The 20,009-nt window shown below is 40.9% G+C and carries 17 protein-coding genes; 16 read left to right on the forward strand and 1 reads right to left on the reverse strand.

Annotated elements, in window-relative coordinates:
• Positions 1 to 88 precede the first annotated feature (88 nt).
• From thiI to rlmM, 5 genes are all read left to right on the forward strand, one after another.
• Positions 89 to 1,543: a tRNA uracil 4-sulfurtransferase ThiI gene (thiI, locus tag G3R48_RS04885; RefSeq protein ID WP_153662640.1), complete on the forward strand. Its 1,455-nt coding sequence runs from the start codon at positions 89 to 91 to the stop codon at positions 1,541 to 1,543.
• A 977-nt stretch (positions 1,544 to 2,520) separates the two neighbouring features.
• Positions 2,521 to 3,432, forward strand: a complete 912-nt coding sequence (locus G3R48_RS04890; protein ID WP_153662638.1) for a transcriptional regulator GcvA — start codon at positions 2,521 to 2,523, stop codon at positions 3,430 to 3,432.
• The gene (locus tag G3R48_RS04895) at positions 3,413 to 4,105 is read left to right on the forward strand and encodes an alpha/beta family hydrolase (RefSeq protein ID WP_380714484.1); all 693 of its coding nucleotides are present in this window, start codon (positions 3,413 to 3,415) and stop codon (positions 4,103 to 4,105) included. The genes G3R48_RS04890 and G3R48_RS04895 overlap by 20 nt, the downstream gene beginning before the upstream one ends.
• 3 nt (positions 4,106 to 4,108) lie before the next feature.
• Positions 4,109 to 4,492, forward strand: coding sequence for a DUF423 domain-containing protein (locus G3R48_RS04900; RefSeq protein WP_153662636.1), 384 nt, complete (start codon positions 4,109 to 4,111; stop codon positions 4,490 to 4,492).
• Between the two features lie 223 nt (positions 4,493 to 4,715).
• Positions 4,716 to 5,804, forward strand: coding sequence for a 23S rRNA (cytidine(2498)-2'-O)-methyltransferase RlmM (rlmM, locus tag G3R48_RS04905; RefSeq protein WP_153662634.1), 1,089 nt, complete (start codon positions 4,716 to 4,718; stop codon positions 5,802 to 5,804).
• 188 nt (positions 5,805 to 5,992) lie between these two features.
• On the opposite strand, the gene G3R48_RS04910 is transcribed toward rlmM, so the two are convergent.
• The gene (locus tag G3R48_RS04910; RefSeq protein ID WP_153662632.1) at positions 5,993 to 7,003 is read right to left on the reverse strand and encodes an isocitrate dehydrogenase; all 1,011 of its coding nucleotides are present in this window, start codon (positions 7,001 to 7,003) and stop codon (positions 5,993 to 5,995) included.
• A 350-nt stretch (positions 7,004 to 7,353) separates the two neighbouring features.
• Here G3R48_RS04910 and G3R48_RS04915 point away from each other — a divergent pair, with 350 nt between their 5' ends.
• The 11 genes from G3R48_RS04915 to flhA all read left to right on the forward strand — a co-directional run bounded on the left by G3R48_RS04915 (position 7,354) and on the right by flhA (position 19,987).
• Complete coding sequence (locus G3R48_RS04915) at positions 7,354 to 10,122, forward strand: S9 family peptidase (protein ID WP_380714560.1); 2,769 nt, start codon at positions 7,354 to 7,356, stop codon at positions 10,120 to 10,122.
• A 408-nt stretch (positions 10,123 to 10,530) separates the two neighbouring features.
• Positions 10,531 to 12,237: a flagellar hook-length control protein FliK gene (locus G3R48_RS04920; RefSeq protein WP_153662630.1), complete on the forward strand. Its 1,707-nt coding sequence runs from the start codon at positions 10,531 to 10,533 to the stop codon at positions 12,235 to 12,237.
• A 94-nt stretch (positions 12,238 to 12,331) separates the two neighbouring features.
• Positions 12,332 to 12,856 carry a flagellar basal body-associated protein FliL gene (gene fliL, locus G3R48_RS04925; protein WP_153662628.1) on the forward strand — a complete coding sequence of 175 codons (525 nt, stop codon included), beginning with the start codon at positions 12,332 to 12,334 and terminating at the stop codon, positions 12,854 to 12,856.
• Positions 12,857 to 12,902: 46 nt separating this feature from the next.
• Positions 12,903 to 13,934 carry a flagellar motor switch protein FliM gene (gene fliM / locus G3R48_RS04930; RefSeq protein WP_212593225.1) on the forward strand — a complete coding sequence of 344 codons (1,032 nt, stop codon included), beginning with the start codon at positions 12,903 to 12,905 and terminating at the stop codon, positions 13,932 to 13,934.
• Positions 13,935 to 13,943: 9 nt separating this feature from the next.
• On the forward strand, positions 13,944 to 14,336 hold the full coding sequence (fliN, locus tag G3R48_RS04935; protein ID WP_153662626.1) for a flagellar motor switch protein FliN: 393 nt from the start codon (positions 13,944 to 13,946) through the stop codon (positions 14,334 to 14,336).
• 31 nt (positions 14,337 to 14,367) lie between these two features.
• Positions 14,368 to 14,808, forward strand: coding sequence for a flagellar biosynthetic protein FliO (gene fliO / locus G3R48_RS17220; protein ID WP_228497334.1), 441 nt, complete (start codon positions 14,368 to 14,370; stop codon positions 14,806 to 14,808).
• 41 nt (positions 14,809 to 14,849) lie between these two features.
• Positions 14,850 to 15,569, forward strand: a complete 720-nt coding sequence (gene fliP, locus G3R48_RS04945) for a flagellar type III secretion system pore protein FliP (protein WP_380714558.1) — start codon at positions 14,850 to 14,852, stop codon at positions 15,567 to 15,569.
• A gap of 8 nt (positions 15,570 to 15,577) precedes the next feature.
• Positions 15,578 to 15,847 (forward strand): flagellar biosynthesis protein FliQ, encoded by a 270-nt coding sequence (fliQ, locus tag G3R48_RS04950; RefSeq protein WP_153662622.1) that lies wholly within the window; start codon positions 15,578 to 15,580, stop codon positions 15,845 to 15,847.
• 3 nt (positions 15,848 to 15,850) lie between these two features.
• Positions 15,851 to 16,654 (forward strand): flagellar biosynthetic protein FliR, encoded by an 804-nt coding sequence (gene fliR, locus G3R48_RS04955; RefSeq protein ID WP_153662620.1) that lies wholly within the window; start codon positions 15,851 to 15,853, stop codon positions 16,652 to 16,654.
• A gap of 8 nt (positions 16,655 to 16,662) precedes the next feature.
• Positions 16,663 to 17,796 (forward strand): flagellar biosynthesis protein FlhB, encoded by a 1,134-nt coding sequence (gene flhB / locus G3R48_RS04960; protein WP_153662618.1) that lies wholly within the window; start codon positions 16,663 to 16,665, stop codon positions 17,794 to 17,796.
• Positions 17,797 to 17,887: 91 nt separating this feature from the next.
• Complete coding sequence (flhA, locus tag G3R48_RS04965; RefSeq protein WP_153662616.1) at positions 17,888 to 19,987, forward strand: flagellar biosynthesis protein FlhA; 2,100 nt, start codon at positions 17,888 to 17,890, stop codon at positions 19,985 to 19,987.
• The last annotated feature ends 22 nt before the right edge of the window (positions 19,988 to 20,009 follow it).

Consider the following 20,009-nt stretch of genomic DNA (forward strand, 5'->3'; position numbering starts at 1 on the left):
TTTTTAATTATTTTTACATAGCCATTAAGTGTTGTTGTCAAAGGAGTTTTGACATAGCTCTTTGTTGATTGTGTCTGCGGAACCCATAATGAAGTTTATCGTTAAGCTGTATCCAGAAATCATGATGAAAAGTAAATCAGTAAGAATGCGATTTACTAAAATGCTTGAAACCAACATTAGAAATGTGTTGAAAAAAGTTGATGAAGAAGCAAAAGTGCAACGCATGTATGACCGTATTTTGGTACAAGTGCCAAGCGACAAGCCAGAACTTCATGAAGATTTTGCTGAGCGTTTATCGTGTATTCCTGGTATTGCTCATGTGATTCAAGTTAGCGAGTCTTCATTTGAATCTATCGATGACATTTACCAACAAGCATTACCAAAGTATCAAGCTCAATTAGCGGGCAAGACTTTTTGCGTGAGAGTAAAACGCAGTGGTAAACATGACTTTAATTCTATTGACGTTGAACGTTATGTTGGCGGTGGGCTTAATCAACATACTGAAGCGCTTGGCGTGAAACTTAAAAAACCTGATATGACGGTAAATATCGAAATTAACCAAGATAAATTATATCTTGTTGAGCGCCGTATTGAAGGGTTAGGCGGTTTCCCTATGGCAACACAAGAAGATGTGTTGTCATTGATCTCTGGTGGTTTTGACTCTGGTGTGTCGAGTTATCAGTTTATTAAGAAAGGGGCGCGTACTCATTACTGTTTCTTTAACCTTGGTGGTGCTCAGCACGAGATTGGGGTGAAGCAAGTTGCTTTCCACTTATGGAAGAAATACGGTGAGTCACATAAAGTACGCTTTATTTCTGTGCCGTTTGAACCTGTTGTTGAAGAAATCTTAGAACGTATCGACAATGGTCAAATGGGGGTAGTGTTAAAGCGTGTGATGATGCGCGCCGCAGCTAAAATTGCTGAAAAGTACGGTATCCAAGCGTTAGTCACAGGTGAAAGTTTAGGTCAAGTTTCTAGCCAAACACTAACTAATTTAAACGTGATTGATCGCTGCACCGATTTGCTGATTATGCGCCCACTGATTGCCATGGATAAGCAAGATATTATTAATATTAGCCGCCAAATTGGCACTGAAGATTTTGCTAAGTCGATTCCTGAATACTGTGGCGTGATTTCGCAAAAGCCAACAGTGAAAGCGGTGCTTGCAAAAATTGAAGCTGAAGAACAAAAGTTTACTGCTGATTTAGTTGACCGCGTAGTGGCGTCAGCGGTTGTGATGGACATTAGAGATATTGAAGCTGAAATGAATCAACAAATCACTGAAACCGAAACGGTTAAAGATATCAACGCAACTGACATTGTGATTGATGTGCGTGCACCAGAAGAAGAAGAGCGTAAGCCACTGAAAATGGAAAGCACGCAAGTGTTAACGATTCCATTCTTTAAATTAGCGACACAATTTGCCGATCTTGACCAATCAAAAACATACCTGTTGTACTGTGACCGTGGTGTGATGAGTAAACTGCAAAGCTTATACCTTATTGAGCAAGGCTACACCAATGTTAAGGTTTATCGCCCATAACCATAACAAGCTCTGCTTTTAGTCATCGCTCTGCTTTGACATAAGTGAATCTGCTCCACAATAAAAGACGTCTTTGGACGTCTTTTTTCTGTTGGCCAATAAGCGGCTTATTCTCGTCGTAGTCATGCTATTTAACGTGTTCTCAATTTATCGCCTTCTTGGTCAATGGCTCTGAGTGTCATAACAATATATCTGATAAAAAGCCAAATAGTGGCAGTGCAATCAGAGCGTCAATATCGATTATTGCATGGTGGTATTTGGTATCTATTTATTTTTCTCAATATATATCAGCCATTAAATGCCAATGTAGTTAGGGCTATCTAGATTGGCATCTCGGCCAATTGTTGCTCACAATGCAAATAACCCACTATTGTCATCATTTACTATTGGTATTTGATTGAGGTTATGCGCTGGGGGGGGGCAGTGTGCAGCAATGAAATATTAACCAGTATCGGGATAAAACTGCAGTGTGAATGAATCAGATTGTCATGATTGTTATTGCGATTGACTAAATGCTTATCCATTAAAAAATATAAGTCATTAAAAACCGTACTCTGGCAGTTTTTTGTAGCTGTATTAATCCTTATCGTGGTCGATAAGTGAATTGCTAACATGGGTTTTAGTGAGAGTTAGTTTGGTATTCGCATTGTCTCTTATGTGCTCACCCGAATCTTCAAGTGCTTCTTTATGGATAATCAGCATGTTTCCAATTGACGGTGCATTATCAACTTTTAAATCAGCAGTTTCTAAGACTGTAGCGCTGCATGATAAGTCTGTAATTATCGCTACAGCGAGTCACGTTATTGGTCACTGCGGGCTGATAAAATATCAGTCAGACACTGCTATTTAGGTTGTATAGGCTATCCAATAGGGCAAATTTTGATGCTAAAACCTATCCAACTGCAATAGGCTTTACAAATGACAAAAAATAACGATAATCATTAGAAAAACTAAGTAAAAACAAGAGGCGGAACACGATGTCCAGACGCTTGCCCCCATTAAATGCAGTGAAAGCGTTCGAAGCTGCAGCAAGACATTTAAGCTTTACCCGCGCTGCTGAAGAGCTTTTTGTTACCCAGGCGGCTGTGAGTCATCAAATAAAAGCATTAGAAGATTTTCTAGGGCTAAAACTGTTTAGACGAAAAAATAGATCATTATTGCTAACAGAAGAAGGTCAAAGCTACTTTCTGGATATAAAAGATATCTTTACCCAACTTGGTGAAGCGACAGACCGATTACTTGCCCGTAGCGCTATTGGTTCACTTACTGTCAGTATGTCTCCCAGTTTTGCCATTCAATGGCTGGTGCCGCGGTTGTCAAAATTCAGTGAGCAAAATCCCGATATTGATGTGCGTATTAAAGCTGTTGACAGTGATACTGGCGTGTTTACCGATGATGTCGATGTGGCTATTTACTATGGTCAAGGTAACTGGCCTGGGCTGCGAGCAGATAAATTACGCAATGAAGTCCTTATTCCAGTATGTTCGCCAATGTTGTTAAACGGCACGAAACCGCTCAATAAACCGAGTGATTTGAAAAATCACACCTTGTTGCATGACTCTAGCCGCCACAATTGGCAAGCGTGGTTTAGGCAGTGTGAAATTAGCGACGTAAATGTTAATCAAGGGCCGATTTTTAGTCATTCATCATTGGTGTTGCAAGCTGCAGCGCACGGTCAAGGTATTGCGTTAGGTTATAGCGTATTAGCTAGACCTGACATTAAAGCGGGGCGGTTAGTGTGCCCATTTTCTGAAGTGTTAGTCAGTAAAGATGCTTACTATTTAGTGTGCCAACAAAGCCACTCAGAGTTAGGTAAAGTGTCTGCTTTTAGAGAATGGATGGTTGATATGTTTGCAGAGGAGTCACGTAGTGAATTACTCGCCGGATAACCTCGCTAAAGATTATATGCTTGACGGGAACGCGTCAGATACATTGATTGTATTTGCCCATGGAGCCGGAGCTAATATGCACCATGCTTTTATGCAATCAATGACACACCGGCTAGTTAATGCCGGTTTTCAAGTATTGCGATTTAACTTTCAATATATGCAAGCTAATATGACCGACGGTAAACGTCGTCCTGCAGAGCGGGTACCTAAATTACTGGCGCATTATGAAGCGGTTTTAGCCCATATTCATCAACTGACTACCCAAGGAAAAGTGAACTGTGAACGTGTGGTGTTGATGGGCAAATCAATGGGGGGACGAATGTCCGCTTTATTAATGTCATCTGAACATCAATTTGAACGCCAAGATATTAGCGATATTATCAATAAAGTCAGCCATGTTATTTGTCTTGGTTACCCATTTGTACCGCAAAATGGCGGCGCGCCACGTTTAGCTCCGCTTAATAACAGTAATATGGCGACATTAATCATCCAAGGTGAACGTGACAGCTTTGGTAATCAAACTCAACTACCACAATGGCCATTACGTGATGACATAGAAGTTAAATGGTTAACAGACGGCGATCACAGCTTAGTCCCTCGAAAATCATCCGGGGTGACATTAGATGATAATCTTGATGATGCCATTGCCTATATCACTGAGTATTTAAGTTAAATTATGAATAAATCGATTATGTTCGTTGCCGCGATTAGCGGTTTTATTGCCGTAGCATTAGGTGCTTTTGGGGCGCATGGCTTAAAAACTATTGCCCCTGAGCATCTTGTTAATATTTTTAATTTGGGGGTGCAATACCAGTTTTATCATACCTTTGCATTGGTTGCGTTAAGCCTTAGTTATCAAGCGATGCCTGTGAAGCAAATTGTCTGGGCTGCAAGGTGTTTTGTGGCCGGTATGGTGTTATTTTCCGGTTCACTATATTTATATGCATTTACCGGTGTTAAGTGGGTTGGCCCTATTACGCCTATTGGTGGAACCGCTTTATTAGTGGGGTGGGCATTATTTGCTTACGCGCTATATAAATCAAAGGCCGCACAACAGTAATACTGTAAGAATTAATGCCGTTGATGATGTCAATGATTAAAGGCTTTTGCCAGTTAAGTACGATAACGCTGATTGTCCATGAACGTTTCAATATGAGCTTAACGACATATCAATTAATAGCAGTATGATGCAATTTATCTATTTCTATCGTGGGTAAATTGCACTTGTTGAGTGTATTTAAGGTATAATCGCCGCCGATTTTCTACTGTGTTTAAGGTCTGTGATGAAAAACCTCGTGTTATATTGCCGCTCTGGTTATGAAAAAGATTGTGCTGCTGAAATTCAATATCGCGCCGGTGAATTAAATGTTGGCGGGTTCGTTAAAACCAATGTTAACGATGCTTACGTGGTTTATCAGTGTTTTGAAGAAGATGGTGCAGATACTTTAATGCGTATTTTGCCATTATCTTCGATGGTTTTTGCCAGACAAATGTTTGCAGCGGCTGATTTACTCAGTGCTTTGCCTGAACAAGACCGCGTATCACCTATCGTTGCGGCGTTATCTTCATTAACGCAATGTGGTGATTTACGTGTTGAAACGCCAGACACTAATGAAGCAAAAGAATTATCAGGTTTTTGCCGCAAATTTACCGTACCACTGCGTCAAGGGCTTAAAAAGTCAGGGGCGTTGCTGAGCAAAGAAAACCCCAAAAGACCAATTATTCACGTGTGCTTTGTCGCTTCAGGCACGGCGTATGTGGGTTATTCATTAAGTGATAACAGCTCGCCACACTTTATGGGGATCCCTCGTCTTAAAATGGCTGCGGATGCACCCAGTCGTTCAAGTTTAAAACTTGATGAAGCATTTGGTGCTTTTTTGACAAAAGAAGAGCAAGAAGTACGTTGTCGTAGTGGTCTTAATGCCGTTGACTTAGGCGCTTGCCCAGGTGGATGGACTTATCAATTAGTCCGCCGTGGTATGATGGTTGCGGCAATCGATAATGGCCCAATGAATGAAAAACTGATGGAAACTGGGCAAGTTAAACATTACCGCGCAGATGGTTTCCGCTTTGAGCCACCACGTAAAAACATTTATTGGCTAGTTTGTGACATGGTTGAGAAACCATCGCGGGTTGCAGAGTTAATGGAAGCATGGGCGATTAATGGTTGGTTTAAAGAAGCGATTTTTAATTTAAAATTGCCAATGAAGAGTCGCTTTAAAGAAGTGAAAGTGATCTTAGAAACCATGTCGGCTATTTTGACCGAAAATGAAATTGACTTTCAAATGCAGTGTAAACATTTATACCATGACCGCGATGAAGTGACGGTTCACTTATGGATTTTCCCTGAAAAAGGCGTGAGTTACGCGTAACGCTGTATCAGTGAACATGATTTTAAAAGCGCGATATTAGCGCTTTTTTTATTGGTGTTTTTTACAGCCGCAATAAAAATGCCCTTGAAGGTTCAAGGGCATTGTACTTAAGGGCATTGATATCATCAGTTAGCTAAGGTAAATAAATTCTCAACTTAAATGATTGAACCTAACTGTTAACTAGACGATTAACTTAAGCGTTCTAATACGGCTTGGGTGAAGTCAGTTGTACCATGAGTCCCCCCTAAATCGCGCGTGGTACGATCGCCTTCTTCAATAACCGCTGAAATTGCACTGCGTATTTGGGTTGCTTTATCTTGCATACCTAAGTATTCAAGCATTTGAATTGATGCTAAAACCACTGACGTAGGGTTTGCTAAATTTTTACCCGCGATGTCAGGTGCGCTGCCATGTACCGCTTCAAAAATAGCGGCGTCTTTACCAATGTTTGCCCCTGGTGCCATACCTAATCCGCCGACAAGCCCAGCACATAAGTCTGACAAAATATCACCAAATAAGTTAGTGGTCACAATCACGTCAAAGTGTTCAGGGTTCATGACTAATTTCATGCAGGTTGCATCAACAATCATTTCTTCGGTGGTGATGTCTGGGTAGCGCTCACTGACTTCACGTGCCACTTTTAAAAACAAACCTGAAGTTGACTTCATGATGTTTGCTTTGTGAACGATAGTGACTTTTTTACGATTTTCTTTACGGGCTAACTCATACGCGAATGTCGTGATTTGCTCAGCACCTTGGCGAGTAATAATACTGGTCGCTTCTGCTGTTGTACCATCGTCAGAGGTTTTTTGTCCTAAGCCAGAGTACATACCTTCGGTATTTTCACGCACCGTGATAATGTCAATATTGTCATAGCGTGCTTGTGTGCCTTTGAAAGAGTTCACTGGGCGTACATTGGCATAAAGACTAAATTTTTTACGTAAGCTGACATTAATTGAGGTAAACCCCCCACCGACAGGTGTTGTTAGCGGGCCTTTTAATGTAATGCGATTTTTCTCGATAAGATCAAGAGTACGCTGTGGGACTAATTCACCGTGTTTTTCTAACGCGGCTAAACCGGCATCAGCAAACTCGTATTCGAAGTCACATCCTACTTTATCAAGAATTTTTAAAGCTGAATCAATGATGCTTGGACCAATGCCATCACCAGGGATGACTGTAATTGTACGTTTTGACATGGATGTTCCTTCCACTTTTGTGGTTACTGCAATGGTCAGTTAATGTTGCGACTTGGTCGCGTGACCACGAAATTCATTTATTTATAGCGGCGTATTTTAACGACTTTCATGCTTTATTTACAGAAAATAGTGAACTGAATCACATTATTTTTTGCTGTTGTCAATAATTCCCACTGTGATTGCTTTATTATGACAAGCCTAAATATTGGATATTGGGTTATTTTGACATAACTAGATAAAAATCAATAATAAAATGCACTTAAGAATAGGTAGTTACCTCATTTTAGGAAAACGACTTTAGTCTAGTATGCCAAATTGATAATAAGAAAAAGAGGGCGAATGTGAGATTGATTAAAATGATGCCAATTGCCATGGCTGTCAGTGCGATAACGCTGAGTGTTTTTACATCGGCCACAGCCAAGCAATTAACACTTGAAGACATTATGAGTTTTGAAACGCTGCAACAACCGGTGATTTCAAATAATGGAACTGTCATTGCTGTTGAGGCGAAACCAGACCGTGGTGATAGCCGTGTACTCGTGACTGTGATGGGAGAAAAACAAAAGCAATTCACGATTGCTAATGGCTCGCAAGTACAAACATCGGCAGATGGTCAGTTTGTGATGGCGACGATCCCCCCCACGTTACTTGAGCAAGAAACAGCGGATAAAAAGTCATTAACCAATAACTTAATTGTGCTGAACACCCAAAATGGGCGGCAAACCGAATTTAAACGCGTCAAACATGCTGAATTTAGTCTCGATGGTAAATTTATTGCGATTGAATTTGAGCCGTTAGATAACCAAGACACAGATTCAGAGACAGATAAGCCAGTTAAAGAGATTGAAGAAGCCGATATTGGCAATGGGTTGTCATTAATTCAATTGGCCAATGACAAACGTATCGACTTTGATCATGTGACTCAGTGGGTTTTTGATGATAAAAGTACGGCATTTTCAGCCGCTATTAATGATACGACGACCAACTTACATCAAGTTAAATGGGTTGATCTCACGACGCAAAAACAAACCGTTGTGTTTGACTCTAATACGTTACAAGTTGGCCATATTGCTATTTCAACTCTAGCGCAAAAGTTAGCGTTTACTGTTGGCGATAGCCAAGCGTTGCGTTGGGGACGTGAATACCAACTTAAGTTGGTGGACTTAAACAATAATAAACTCATTACATTACCCAATACCAAAGAATGGACACTTAATCAGTACAGCTCACTTACGTTTTCAAATGATGGCGAACGATTGTTCTTTGGCCGTGTACCCAGTGTGAAGCCGCAACAACAAATTGCTCAGTACAAAACAAAAGCGGATGTTGTTGATCGTAATATCATTGTCGGTCAGCGCAATCTTCGTGTATGGCACGGTGATGATCCCAAAATTAAACCGCAAGAAGTCAAAGAATATAATAAACAGTTAAAGCATACCTATTTAGCGGTTTTGCATATTCAAGCTAACAGAATTGTGCAACTGGCAACCAAGGCCATTCCTGATGTGAATATGGGGCAGCAAAAACGTTATTTGCTTGCCAGTTCAAATTTGCCATATCAAAAGATGACTACATGGGCGGGGTTTTATCGTGACGTTTATTTAATTGACTTAAATACGGGTAATCACAACTTAGTGCTGGCACAGCAATCTAGTTATGCGATGCCAACATTATCACCTCACGCCAAGTTTGTTGCTTACTATAAACAAGGTGACGTATTCCTTTACGACATTAGCAATAATCGTAAACATAACCTTACTCACAATTTAAGCGTTTCTTTTGCAAATGAAGACCATGATTATCCAAGCCTTGCGCCTGGTTATGGTTTTGGCCCTTGGGTTGAAGATGATAGCGGTATTGTGGTGTATGACAAATTTGATACATGGCAGTTTAACACCACATCACACACCGGATTTATGCTAACCAACGGTAAAGGTCGGCAACAAAATATCGAGTTTCGTTTAAGCGGTTTAGTGAATAAACCCAATACTCAAACTACGCTAAAGCAAGGTGAAACCTTATTATTAAAAGGTTATAGCCACAGCACTAAGGCTGATAACTTTTATTTAGCTAAAGAGGATGAGTCTGGTGTTAAAGCGGTATTAGAAACGCAAAGTAAACTGAAGGTTGCAGCGAGAGCATCTGATAACCAAACGATTGTATATACCCAGCAACGTTATGACCAATATCCAGATTTAAAGGTTGCTAACTTAACTTCTCCAGCTAAAGCTATTCAAATTACTGAGCTTGATAAACAACGCGATGGGTTTGCATGGGGACAATCAGAGTTAGTTCATTGGCGTGACGGTGATGGCAAAAAAACTGATGGTGTATTAATTAAACCGACGAATTATCAACAAGGTAAGCAATACCCTGTATTGGTTTATTTTTATCGCTTTATGAGCGATAGATTACATGCTTTCCCTGACATGAAAATCAACCATCGGCCTAATTTTGCATGGTATGCAGACAATGGTTATGCCATTTTCTTACCCGATATTCGCTTTGAAGTGGGTTACCCAGGGCAATCCGCGGTTAAAGGATTAACATCTGGGGTACAGAAAATTATTGATTTGGGAATCGCTGACCCTGATGCAATCGGCATTCAAGGACACTCTTGGGGTGGGTATCAAACCGCTTTTGCTGTTACCCAAACGGATATTTTTAAAGCCGCAGTGAGCGGGGCGCCGGTGTCAAATATGACCAGTGCCTACAGTGGTATTCGACATGGTAGTGGCTTAGCGCGTCAGTTCCAGTATGAAACAGGGCAAAGCCGTATTGGCGAGTCGTTATTTAAGTCGCCGCAAAAATACATTGAAAATTCGCCTATATTTTATGCAGAACGTATTCACACACCAATGATGATTATGTTTGGTGATAAAGATGATGCCGTGCCTTGGGAACAAGGTATTGAAATGTATTTAGCTATGCGCCGTGCTGGCAAAGACGTGGTGTTGTTGCAATATCAAGATGAACCGCATCATTTGAAAAAGTACCCGAACAAGCTCGACTATTCAATTCGGATGATGGAGTACTTTGAGCATTACTTAAAAGGCAAACCTGCGCCTAAATGGTTAACACAAGGTGAAGCTTATCAAGAATATAAATCAGCTAATTAATGGCAACGATGGCTGATTTTAATCGTTAGCTAAACCTTGAACAAATGAAAAACCGCAATCCGCTCATTGCGGTTTTTTTGTATTTGCAAAATGCCAATAGCGACAACGTTGTTTGCGAAACTGGCGTGATAATGACGCTTGGTAATCAATGAATGAGCGCGATGGAAATAATGTTGGATAACGCTCAATAGAAGTGAGCCAATTAAAATTATCAATTGGCATTAAAGTTGCATTTGTCTCGATTAGGTTTGATCCTGTCATTGCAATGACAGCGTTAAATTGTGGGAGTTCTGGTGAGCCGTAAACCAATAACAATCCCATTTTATACTGTGTTAAATGGCGTAAAGTTAAACCGTTAGGCCGTTATTGGGTAAATACCATCAGCAAAAACATATTGTGAGGCATATTATGCAGCAAATGAATCAAATTATATTTGGTAAAAGCAGTAAAACTGCATCTAATTCGACGATAAAAATGTCGAAAACGGATGATAGTCAATCATTTGCTGAAGCATTGAGTAATGCGAGTGAAAAAAAATCTTTAACGAAGATTCATCAAATCTATTCTGATAAAAATGAAAAATCATCTGAAATAAAGTCGCACGAAACAAAATCGGCAGACAAAAAAGAGAAAAAAGATGACACCACTGACGATGGTGCTGAAATGATATTTGCCCAACTATCAATGTCTGAAAATCTTAAACGTGAAAATAATGAAGGCGGAAAAATATTGCCGTCTGATGATGCTACGGGTGACGAAAGTCAAATTTCTGCCACATCAGACGATGACACTAATTTGTTTGTTGAAACCTTACCATTAGCCACACAGCAACAAACACCTGAACAATTAATCGATAAACTCAATAATACTCAATTGCAGGACTTAATGGGGTTTAGTGGTCAAAGTAAAGCACAACTTCAAGCAATGAATAAAGCGGATTTAAACCAGTTAATCTCAGATTATAATATGCAAGCGCCTGTTGTTGATGAGTCAATTTTATCAATGGCAGAAGCAGATATGGAGGGGATTAATCCACTTGCTGCGACCCAAGGCTCTAGCTCTGCCAATAAATTAGATGCGCAGCAAGCTGCTAAAATTGATGCATTACTTAATCAAATGCCTGCTGACAACAAATTAACGGCTAGCAGCACTAAAACTTCTAGCGATAAAGCCGTGATGGACATGTTAAATCAATTACTGCCAGCGCAAGATGCCAAAGCTGATAAGGATAAACTTGCTGGCGTTAAAATTGATGAAAACATTGCTGCGCAAATGTCTTTAAAAGTGTCGCAACGAAAGCCTGAGGGCGATGTGGTTAGCTTAAGCGCTGCTGCGGTTAATTCTGCGAGTAAAAATGTGGCAGAAGGTAATATCTTAGGCGAAAAAGCAACGACTACTAATGCTGCAAAAACCGGTGGTGATACTGCCATTGAAGGCGTTATTAAATCAGTAACGAATAATGGCCCAGATAAAGCGCTTAATACGGTTAATGCGGCCATAGCTAATGCGCCAACAATGACGGCCAGTAATGCAACAGCCCAAGCCCATTTAGATAATATTAGCCTTGATGATGCCGATACGACTTCTACTATTGATGGCGTTAAGTCGTTGCAAAATCAAAGTAGTTTTACCCCTGTTCATAAGTCTGATGTGCCGCAATTTCAATTGTCGCTAAGAGCTAATGCCGAAGGAGGCAATCAGATGCAGGAGATGATCCAGCGATTCTCTCCATTAATGAAGCAGCAATTGATGACGATGGTGTCAAATGGAGTACATCATGCTGAAATTAGGCTTGATCCCGCCGAATTAGGCTCAATGATGGTCAAGATTCAAGTTCAAGGCGATCAAACTCAAGTTCAATTTCATGCCGCGCATCAACAAACCCGTGATGTATTAGAGCAAGCCATTCCAAGGTTAAGAGATATGTTAGCCCAAGAAGGAATGAATCTAACTGATAGCCAAGTTTCCCAACAAGGTTCAGAGCAACAACAAGAACGCTCTTCAGGCCAACCAATGGAGCAACATGCAAATTTGGATGAAATAGCAGCACAAGAGCCACAAGCGGTTAGAAATACTGCGGCAAGTTCTCATTCAGGTATAGATTATTATGCATAAGTAGTTAACCTATAGTAATCTGAACAAAACAATTGCAGTATTAACTAATTACGTCGTTAAGATACATGTGTCAACAATTGGAACAGATTAATCCATGGCAGAACAAGAATTAGAATTAAATGAAAATGGCGCGGGTAAAAAAAGTAAGAAGTTACTTTTTATCATTATCGGTGTGGTGTTAGTCGCTGGTATTGGTGTCGGAGCATGGTTATTTTTAAGTGGAGGCAGTAATGATGCAACCCCTACAGAAAACGCCGAAGTCGTACCAGGTGAAACAGCAAATGTCACCACTGATAATAGTAGCGAAGCCAATTATGTCGGTATGCCAAGGCCGTTTCTCTTTAACTTGCCGGGCTTAACGCGTTCAAGATTAGTGGAAATAAAAGTGCAATTGATGGTTCGCGGTGATGATGATGTATTAACTAAAAAGCACATCCCATTAATTGAAGATGCATTATTAACTACCTTTAGTGCTGCCGATTATGAAAAACTCAGTACCCAAGTGGGAAAAGATGAACTAAGAAAACTGGCATTATTGAATGTTCAAAATACACTTCAAGCAGTAACAGGTCGAAAAGTAGTTGAGAAAGTATTATTTACCGGTTTTGTTATGCAGTAATCGCTGCAACTAAAATCAAGTTAACGCAAGCAATTAAGGCCAAAATGTGAGTGATTTATTAAGCCAAGACGAGATTGATGCCCTGCTGCATGGGGTAGACGATGTTGAGGAAGATGATGTTGATGATGTTGCGGTAGCCGATGCCCGATCATATGATTTCTCATCTCAAGATCGTATCGTTCGTGGCCGTATGCCAACGCTTGAAATCGTTAATGAACGTTTTGCGCGTCATTTAAGAATTAGCATGTTTAATATGATGCGACGGGCAGCCGAAGTGTCAATTAATGGTGTGCAAATGCTTAAGTTTGGTGAATATGTGCATACCTTATTTGTACCAACTAGTTTAAATATGGTGCGTTTTAGCCCTTTAAAAGGTACGGCACTGATTACCATGGAAGCCCGCTTGGTGTTCATCTTGGTGGATAACTTTTTTGGCGGCGATGGGCGTTTTCATGCAAAAATTGAAGGTCGCGAATTTACGCCTACTGAACGACGTATTGTTCAACTACTGTTGAAAATTATTTTTGAAGATTATAAAGATGCTTGGGCACCTGTGATGGATGTTGAGTTTGAATATTTAGACTCAGAAGTTAACCCGGCGATGGCCAACATTGTGAGTCCAACAGAAGTGGTCGTTATTAACTCATTCCATATTGAAGTTGATGGTGGTGGCGGTGATTTTCATATCACAATGCCATATTCAATGATTGAGCCGATTCGTGAATTGCTTGATGCGGGTGTGCAAAGTGATAAGCAAGATACCGATATGCGTTGGTCGCAAGCATTGCGTGATGAAATTATGGATGTTGAAGTCGGCATCGATGCCAATATTGTTGAAAAAGAACTCTCTCTTCGTGAGGTGATGGAGTTACGTGCTGGCGATATCGTACCAATTGAATTGCCTGAACATATTATGATGCGCGTTGAAGATTTACCGACATTCCGGTGTAAAATGGGGCAGTCTCGTGAGAATTTAGCATTGAAAGTCAGTGAGAGAATTGCCCGTCCAGAGACAGTGAAATCAGAATTACAATTAGTCACACGCAAAGGTAAGTCGCGTGATTTGTCAGAGTTATAAGGTGAGACAATGAGTACAGAAGATACCGGTGATGATTGGGCTGCAGCAATGGCTGAACAAGCGATTGAAGAAGCAAATCAAGCTGAACAAGTCGAACTCGACGAATTAGTGGATGAATCAACCCCACTGACAAAAGAACAAGCAGATAAACTCGACTCAATTTTAGACATACCGGTAACCATTTCAATGGAAGTCGGCCGCAGCTTTATCAGTATTCGTAACTTATTACAATTGAACCAAGGCTCCGTTGTCGAACTCGATCGTGTCGCTGGTGAACCATTAGATGTGATGGTCAATGGCACACTGATTGCCCATGGTGAGGTTGTGGTCGTCAATGATAAGTTTGGTATTCGCCTAACAGATGTTATCAGCCAAACGGAACGAATCAAAAAACTGAAATAAATTAACATCTATTGAAATTGCTTGTATCTATTTGGCTGCAGGCATTTTTCCAACAGGAGCCGAGCTTTTGATTAATGCAATTTTGGCCGTAACTACCCAAGCAATAGCATCATCTCCCACCGTTATTGATATCGCTCAGAAAACGGTTGATACTTCTCCTAACGTTTCTTATGTGTCTACGATTGCGAATATGATTGGCGGATTGCTGGTTGTTATATCGCTTATTTTTGTGTTGGCTTATATCGTGAAGCGTCTCAATATTATGCCCAATCATCATGGGGTGATAAAAACAGTTGCAGTGACTTCCCTAGGCCAACGTGAAAAGTTAATGGTTGTTGAACTAAATGGACAGCAATATTTTATTGGTGTCACAGGCCAGCAAATCAGTGTCTTAGATAAGCTTGAACAGCCAGTGGTCGTGGACTCGACAACGTTTGCAAATAAGCTTAAAAGAGCAAAGGAACAACAATAATGCAAAAGTGGACGATAACTGCTGTTGTTACTGTGTTAACGATGATGATGTTAGGTCATTCTTCGATGGCAATGGCACAAGATGGCATTTTACCGGCTTTAACGGTTAAGACTGCGGCGGACGGTGGTACGGAGTACTCCGTTACCATGCAAATTCTATTGCTGATGACAGCAATGAGTTTTATCCCTGCAATGGTTATTATGTTGACCTCTTTTACACGTATTATTGTGGTGTTGTCGATATTAAGACAAGCGTTAGGGTTACAGCAGACTCCCTCAAATCAGGTACTCATTGGCATAAGTCTGTTTATGACCTTTTTTATTATGGCGCCTGTATTTGACAAGATTTATTCGACGGCTGTTGAACCATACATTGAAGACAATATGACCTTGTCACAAGCGTATGATGTTGGCAAAGAGCCACTAAAGGCTTTTATGCTCTCTCAGGTAAGAACCACCGATTTAAAAACCTTTATTGAAATCTCTGGTTATAAAAATATTGCTTCACCGGAAGAGGCCCCAATGGTGGTACTTATTCCTGCATTTATCACGAGCGAATTAAAGACGGCATTCCAAATAGGCTTTATGTTATTTGTCCCATTTTTGGTGCTTGATTTGGTTGTTGCCAGTATTTTGATGGCGATGGGGATGATGATGTTATCGCCAATGATTGTGTCATTGCCTTTTAAAATCATGTTATTCGTATTGGTTGATGGTTGGGGGCTCGTGATGGGAACCTTAGCTAATAGCTTCGGCATTTAGGATACGTTATGTCACCGGAATCCTTAATTGATATTTTTCGTGAAGCGCTTTCGGTCATTGTATTGATTGTTTCGGCCATTATTTTACCGGGGCTGTTCGTCGGTTTAATTGTGGCTGTGTTTCAAGCAGCGACCTCTATTAACGAACAAACATTGAGCTTTTTGCCGCGACTATTAGTCACTTTAGGTGCATTAATGTTTTTAGGCCATTGGTTGGTTGAAACCATGATGGATTTCTTTATTCGAATGGTGAACATGATCCCCCAAGTTATAGGCTAAGTAATGGAAATTTTATTTGCTGAAATAAGCCAAGCACTTGCTGCCTATCTGCTGCCTTTTTTTAGAATATCTTCAATGTTAATGGTGATGGCGGTGTTTGGTGCCAATACCACGCCTGCTCGAGTACGACTGCTCTTATCTGTTGCTATTACGGTTGCTGTTGCCCCCGTATTACCGCCACTTCCTGAAATCGACCTCATTGCATTTAGCACTGTATTTATCATTGCGCAGCAAATTATTGTTGGTGTTGCTATGGGCTTTGTTACTTTAATGGTGATGCAAACCTTTGTATTAACTGGGCAGATAATAGGTATGCAAACTAGTTTAGGTTTTGCTTCTATGATCGATCCTAGCTCTGGTCAACAAACTCCCGTTGTAGGTAATTTCTTTTTATTGTTAGCGACATTAATCTTTTTAGCCGTTGATGGTCATTTATTGATGTTTAAAATGCTGGTGGCCAGTTTTGAAACGATTCCGATCTCTATGGCGGGTATTTCAATTAAAAACTATTGGGAGTTGGCTAATTGGGGGGGGTATATGTTTGGCGCAGCATTAACAATGTCATTAAGTGCGATTGTTGCATTACTCATGATTAACTTATCTTTTGGCGTGATGACTCGAGCGTCACCCCAATTGAATATTTTTTCAATTGGTTTCCCTGTCACCATGGTGAGTGGGCTGTTTATTTTGTGGTTAACATTAAGTCCGATAATGGCGCATTTTTCTGAAGTATGGTTATCTGGGCAGTTATTAATGTGTGACTTACTACATCTTCAATGCCAGATAGATCGTAGTGCAACTTATTAAGGTAAGTGATGGCAGATAACGATACCAGCCAAGAACGTACCGAGGACCCCACCTCCAGGCGCCTAGAACAGGCGCGTGAAAAGGGACAAGTTGCTCGCTCAAAAGAGCTTGGCACTGCTGCTGTACTTTTATCGGCGGCTGTTGGGTTTGCGATAACAGGTCCTGCGTTAGCTAAAGCGCTCTATACTATAATGGAACACCTAATGAAAATGGAGCGTGACCAAATATTTGATACTAAATCGATGTATCGAGTGTGGGGCGTTGTGGGACTCGAGTTGGCAATGCCATTAGTGGGTTTTATTTCGCTGCTCGCGTTAGTTGCCTTTATTGGTAATATTGCATTAGGAGGCTTATCTTTTTCGACTAAAGCTTTTATGCCCAAAGGGTCAAAAATGAACCCCATGTCAGGTTTTAAGCGAATGTTCGGCCCGCAAGCGTTAATTGAGCTAGTTAAAGGGGTCGCAAAGTTTCTTGTGGTTGCTTTTTCAGCTTATTTTTTATTAAGTTCACATTTTACTGAAATATTAGGCTTGTCTGGACGCCATTTGCCCGGCAATGTTTATGAAGCGCTACATTTATTGGTTTGGTTATTTATTTTATTGTGCAGTTCTATGCTATTTATTGTGGTGATTGATGTTCCGTTTCAAATATGGAACCACAACAAACAGTTAAAAATGACCAAACAAGAAATAAAAGATGAGCACAAGGACACCGAGGGGCAACCTGAGGTCAAAGGTCGGGTAAGGCAAATGCAACGGGAAATGGCGCAGCGACGGATGATGGCTGAAGTCCCTAATGCCGATGTCATTGTGGTTAACCCTGAACATTACGCTGTGGCAGTCAAATATGATGTTACGCGCTCTTCAGCACCTTTTCTTATCGCCAAAGGCGTTGATGAAGTCGCGTTTAAAATTCGTGAAATAGCCCGTGAACATGACATTTCAATTGTATCTGCTCCGCCACTTGCAAGGGCGATATATCATACCACTAAAGTTGAGCAACAAGTGCCAGAAGGGTTATTTACTGCGGTTGCACAAGTCTTAGCGTATGTTTTTCAATTACGCCAATATCAAAAGGGGCGAGGTAAAAAACCAACACCAGTGCCTCAGAATCAGCCCATACCTGATGAACTTAAATATTAAACCTGTATATTTGGCCTAGTTTTTGCTCTGATGATGTTGCGCGTCAAAAATGCGTTGATATTTCACTACGATTGTAAAAAGGTTTCCATCGATGGACGTAAAAGCCGCTCTTGGGCAAATAAAACAAATTCGACCTTCAAGCTTTAAAGGGATTGGTACACCGTTACTGGTTCTGGCCGCTTTGGGTATGGTCGTGCTGCCTATTCCGCCGTTTTTACTCGATATCTTATTCTCATTCAATATTGCACTTGCGTTAATTGTTCTGCTTGTGTCTATTTACACTGACAGACCTCTTGATTTTGCTGCGTTTCCATCAGTGTTATTAGTTGCAACCTTATTACGTCTTGCGTTAAACGTGGCTTCCACTCGGGTTGTGTTATTAGAAGGTCATAATGGTGGTGATGCCGCAGGTAAAGTTATTGAGGCGTTTGGTTCGGTGGTGATTGGCGGGAACTATGCTGTTGGTTTAGTGGTGTTCTTGATTTTAATTGTAATTAACTTTGCTGTTGTAACTAAAGGTGCTGGCCGTATCTCTGAGGTGAGTGCGCGTTTTACCTTAGATGCAATGCCTGGTAAACAGATGGCAATTGATGCCGATTTAAATGCGGGGGTTTTAAATCAAGAACAAGCACGTGTTCGCCGTGCAGAAGTGACCAAAGAAGCCGATTTTTACGGAGCTATGGATGGTGCATCTAAATTCGTAAAAGGGGATGCGATTGCGGGAATGATGATCCTAGCGATTAATATTTTAGGTGGATTTGTCATTGGGATGGTTCAACATGGCCTGAGCTTTTCTGATGCGGTTGAGATTTATACGTTATTGACCATCGGTGATGGCTTGGTCGCTCAAATACCTGGGTTATTGCTATCAATTGCAGCCGCGTTAATGGTGACGCGTCAAAACGAATCTGGTGACATGGGGCAGATGATGATAAGTCAGATGTTTGACAGCCCTAAATCATTAGCTATTGCGGCAGGGGTATTATTTATCATGGGCATCGTACCTGGCATGCCTCATTTTGCTTTTTTGTCATTTGCAATGGTGACAACTGCTGCTGCGTATTTCGTGTATAAACGCAATAATACTAAAAAAGAACAAGCGCTTGAGCTTGCTGCTCGCGGCCCCGTAGAACCAAAAGAAACGGAACAAAAGGAATTAAGCTGGGAAGATGTGCGCCATGTGGACACCATTGGTTTAGAGGTCGGTTATCGCTTAATTCCCTTGGTCGATAAAGGGCAAGGTGGTGAGTTATTAAGTCGTATCAAGGGGGTGCGTAAAAAATTGTCTCAAGAGCTTGGTTTTCTGGTACCCGCTGTGCATATTCGAGACAATCTTGATTTGGCTCCCAATGCATATCAAATTTCATTAATGGGGGTGGTTGTTGGAGAGGCAGAAGTCAGGCATGATTGCGAGCTTGCCATTAATCCTGGCCAAGTCTATGGCAAACTTGATGGTATTGAGACTCGCGACCCCGCTTTTGGATTAGAAGCTGTATGGATATCACCAGAACAAAGAGAGCAAGCACAAACACTGGGTTACACCGTCGTCGATACCGCAACTGTTGTTGCGACGCATATAAGCCAGTTATTGAGTAATAATGCAGCTAAACTTCTTGGCTATGAGGAAGTTCAACAATTAGTTGAGATGCTAGGCAAACAATCACCTAAATTAATTGACGGCTTTATTCCTGATGTGATGCCATTAGGCCATGTTGTTAAAGTCATGCAGAACTTGCTCAATGAAGGCGTGTCGGTTAGAGATTTACGGACAATCGTTCAAACATTACTTGAATATGGTGCGAAAAGTAATGACACTGAAGTGTTAACAGCGGCGGTTCGTATCGCACTGAAAAGAATGATTGTTCAAGAAATTTCAGGGCCTGAATTAGAAATACCCGTCATAACTTTGGCTCCAGAGCTGGAACAAATGTTGCATAAGTCTATGCAGGCAACCGGTGGTGAAGGGCCGAATATTGAACCTGGTCTTGCTGAACGTATGCAACAATCACTTTTAGATGCTGCACAAAAGCAAGAAATGGTCGGTCAACCAGCCATTTTATTAACTTCAGGTATGTTAAGATCAACGTTGTCTAGATTTGTTAAGTACACTATTCCGAGTTTACGGGTGATTTCTTATCAAGAAATCCCCGATGAAAAACAAATTAGAATTGTTTCGGCAGTTGGTCAGTAACGACTCGGGGAGTTCATGAGGT

The organism is Shewanella intestini, from assembly GCF_018221465.1.
Classification (GTDB): Bacteria; Pseudomonadota; Gammaproteobacteria; order Enterobacterales; family Shewanellaceae; genus Shewanella; species Shewanella intestini.

Bases quoted from the DNA above. Each gene is read 5' to 3' on its own strand.
- G3R48_RS04910 (WP_153662632.1), bottom strand. From the start codon at position 7,003: ATGTCAAAACGTACAATTACAGTCATCCCTGGTGATGGCATTGGTCCA.
- thiI (WP_153662640.1), top strand. From the start codon at position 89: ATGAAGTTTATCGTTAAGCTGTATCCAGAAATCATGATGAAAAGTAAA.
- fliP (WP_380714558.1), top strand. From the start codon at position 14,850: ATGATGATGTTAGGTCATTCTTCGATGGCAATGGCACAAGATGGCATT.
- rlmM (WP_153662634.1), top strand. From the start codon at position 4,716: ATGAAAAACCTCGTGTTATATTGCCGCTCTGGTTATGAAAAAGATTGT.
- fliR (WP_153662620.1), top strand. From the start codon at position 15,851: ATGGAAATTTTATTTGCTGAAATAAGCCAAGCACTTGCTGCCTATCTG.
- fliQ (WP_153662622.1), top strand. From the start codon at position 15,578: ATGTCACCGGAATCCTTAATTGATATTTTTCGTGAAGCGCTTTCGGTC.
- flhA (WP_153662616.1), top strand. From the start codon at position 17,888: ATGGACGTAAAAGCCGCTCTTGGGCAAATAAAACAAATTCGACCTTCA.
- fliL (WP_153662628.1), top strand. From the start codon at position 12,332: ATGGCAGAACAAGAATTAGAATTAAATGAAAATGGCGCGGGTAAAAAA.
- G3R48_RS04920 (WP_153662630.1), top strand. From the start codon at position 10,531: ATGCAGCAAATGAATCAAATTATATTTGGTAAAAGCAGTAAAACTGCA.
- G3R48_RS04890 (WP_153662638.1), top strand. From the start codon at position 2,521: ATGTCCAGACGCTTGCCCCCATTAAATGCAGTGAAAGCGTTCGAAGCT.
- fliN (WP_153662626.1), top strand. From the start codon at position 13,944: ATGAGTACAGAAGATACCGGTGATGATTGGGCTGCAGCAATGGCTGAA.
- flhB (WP_153662618.1), top strand. From the start codon at position 16,663: ATGGCAGATAACGATACCAGCCAAGAACGTACCGAGGACCCCACCTCC.
- G3R48_RS04900 (WP_153662636.1), top strand. From the start codon at position 4,109: ATGAATAAATCGATTATGTTCGTTGCCGCGATTAGCGGTTTTATTGCC.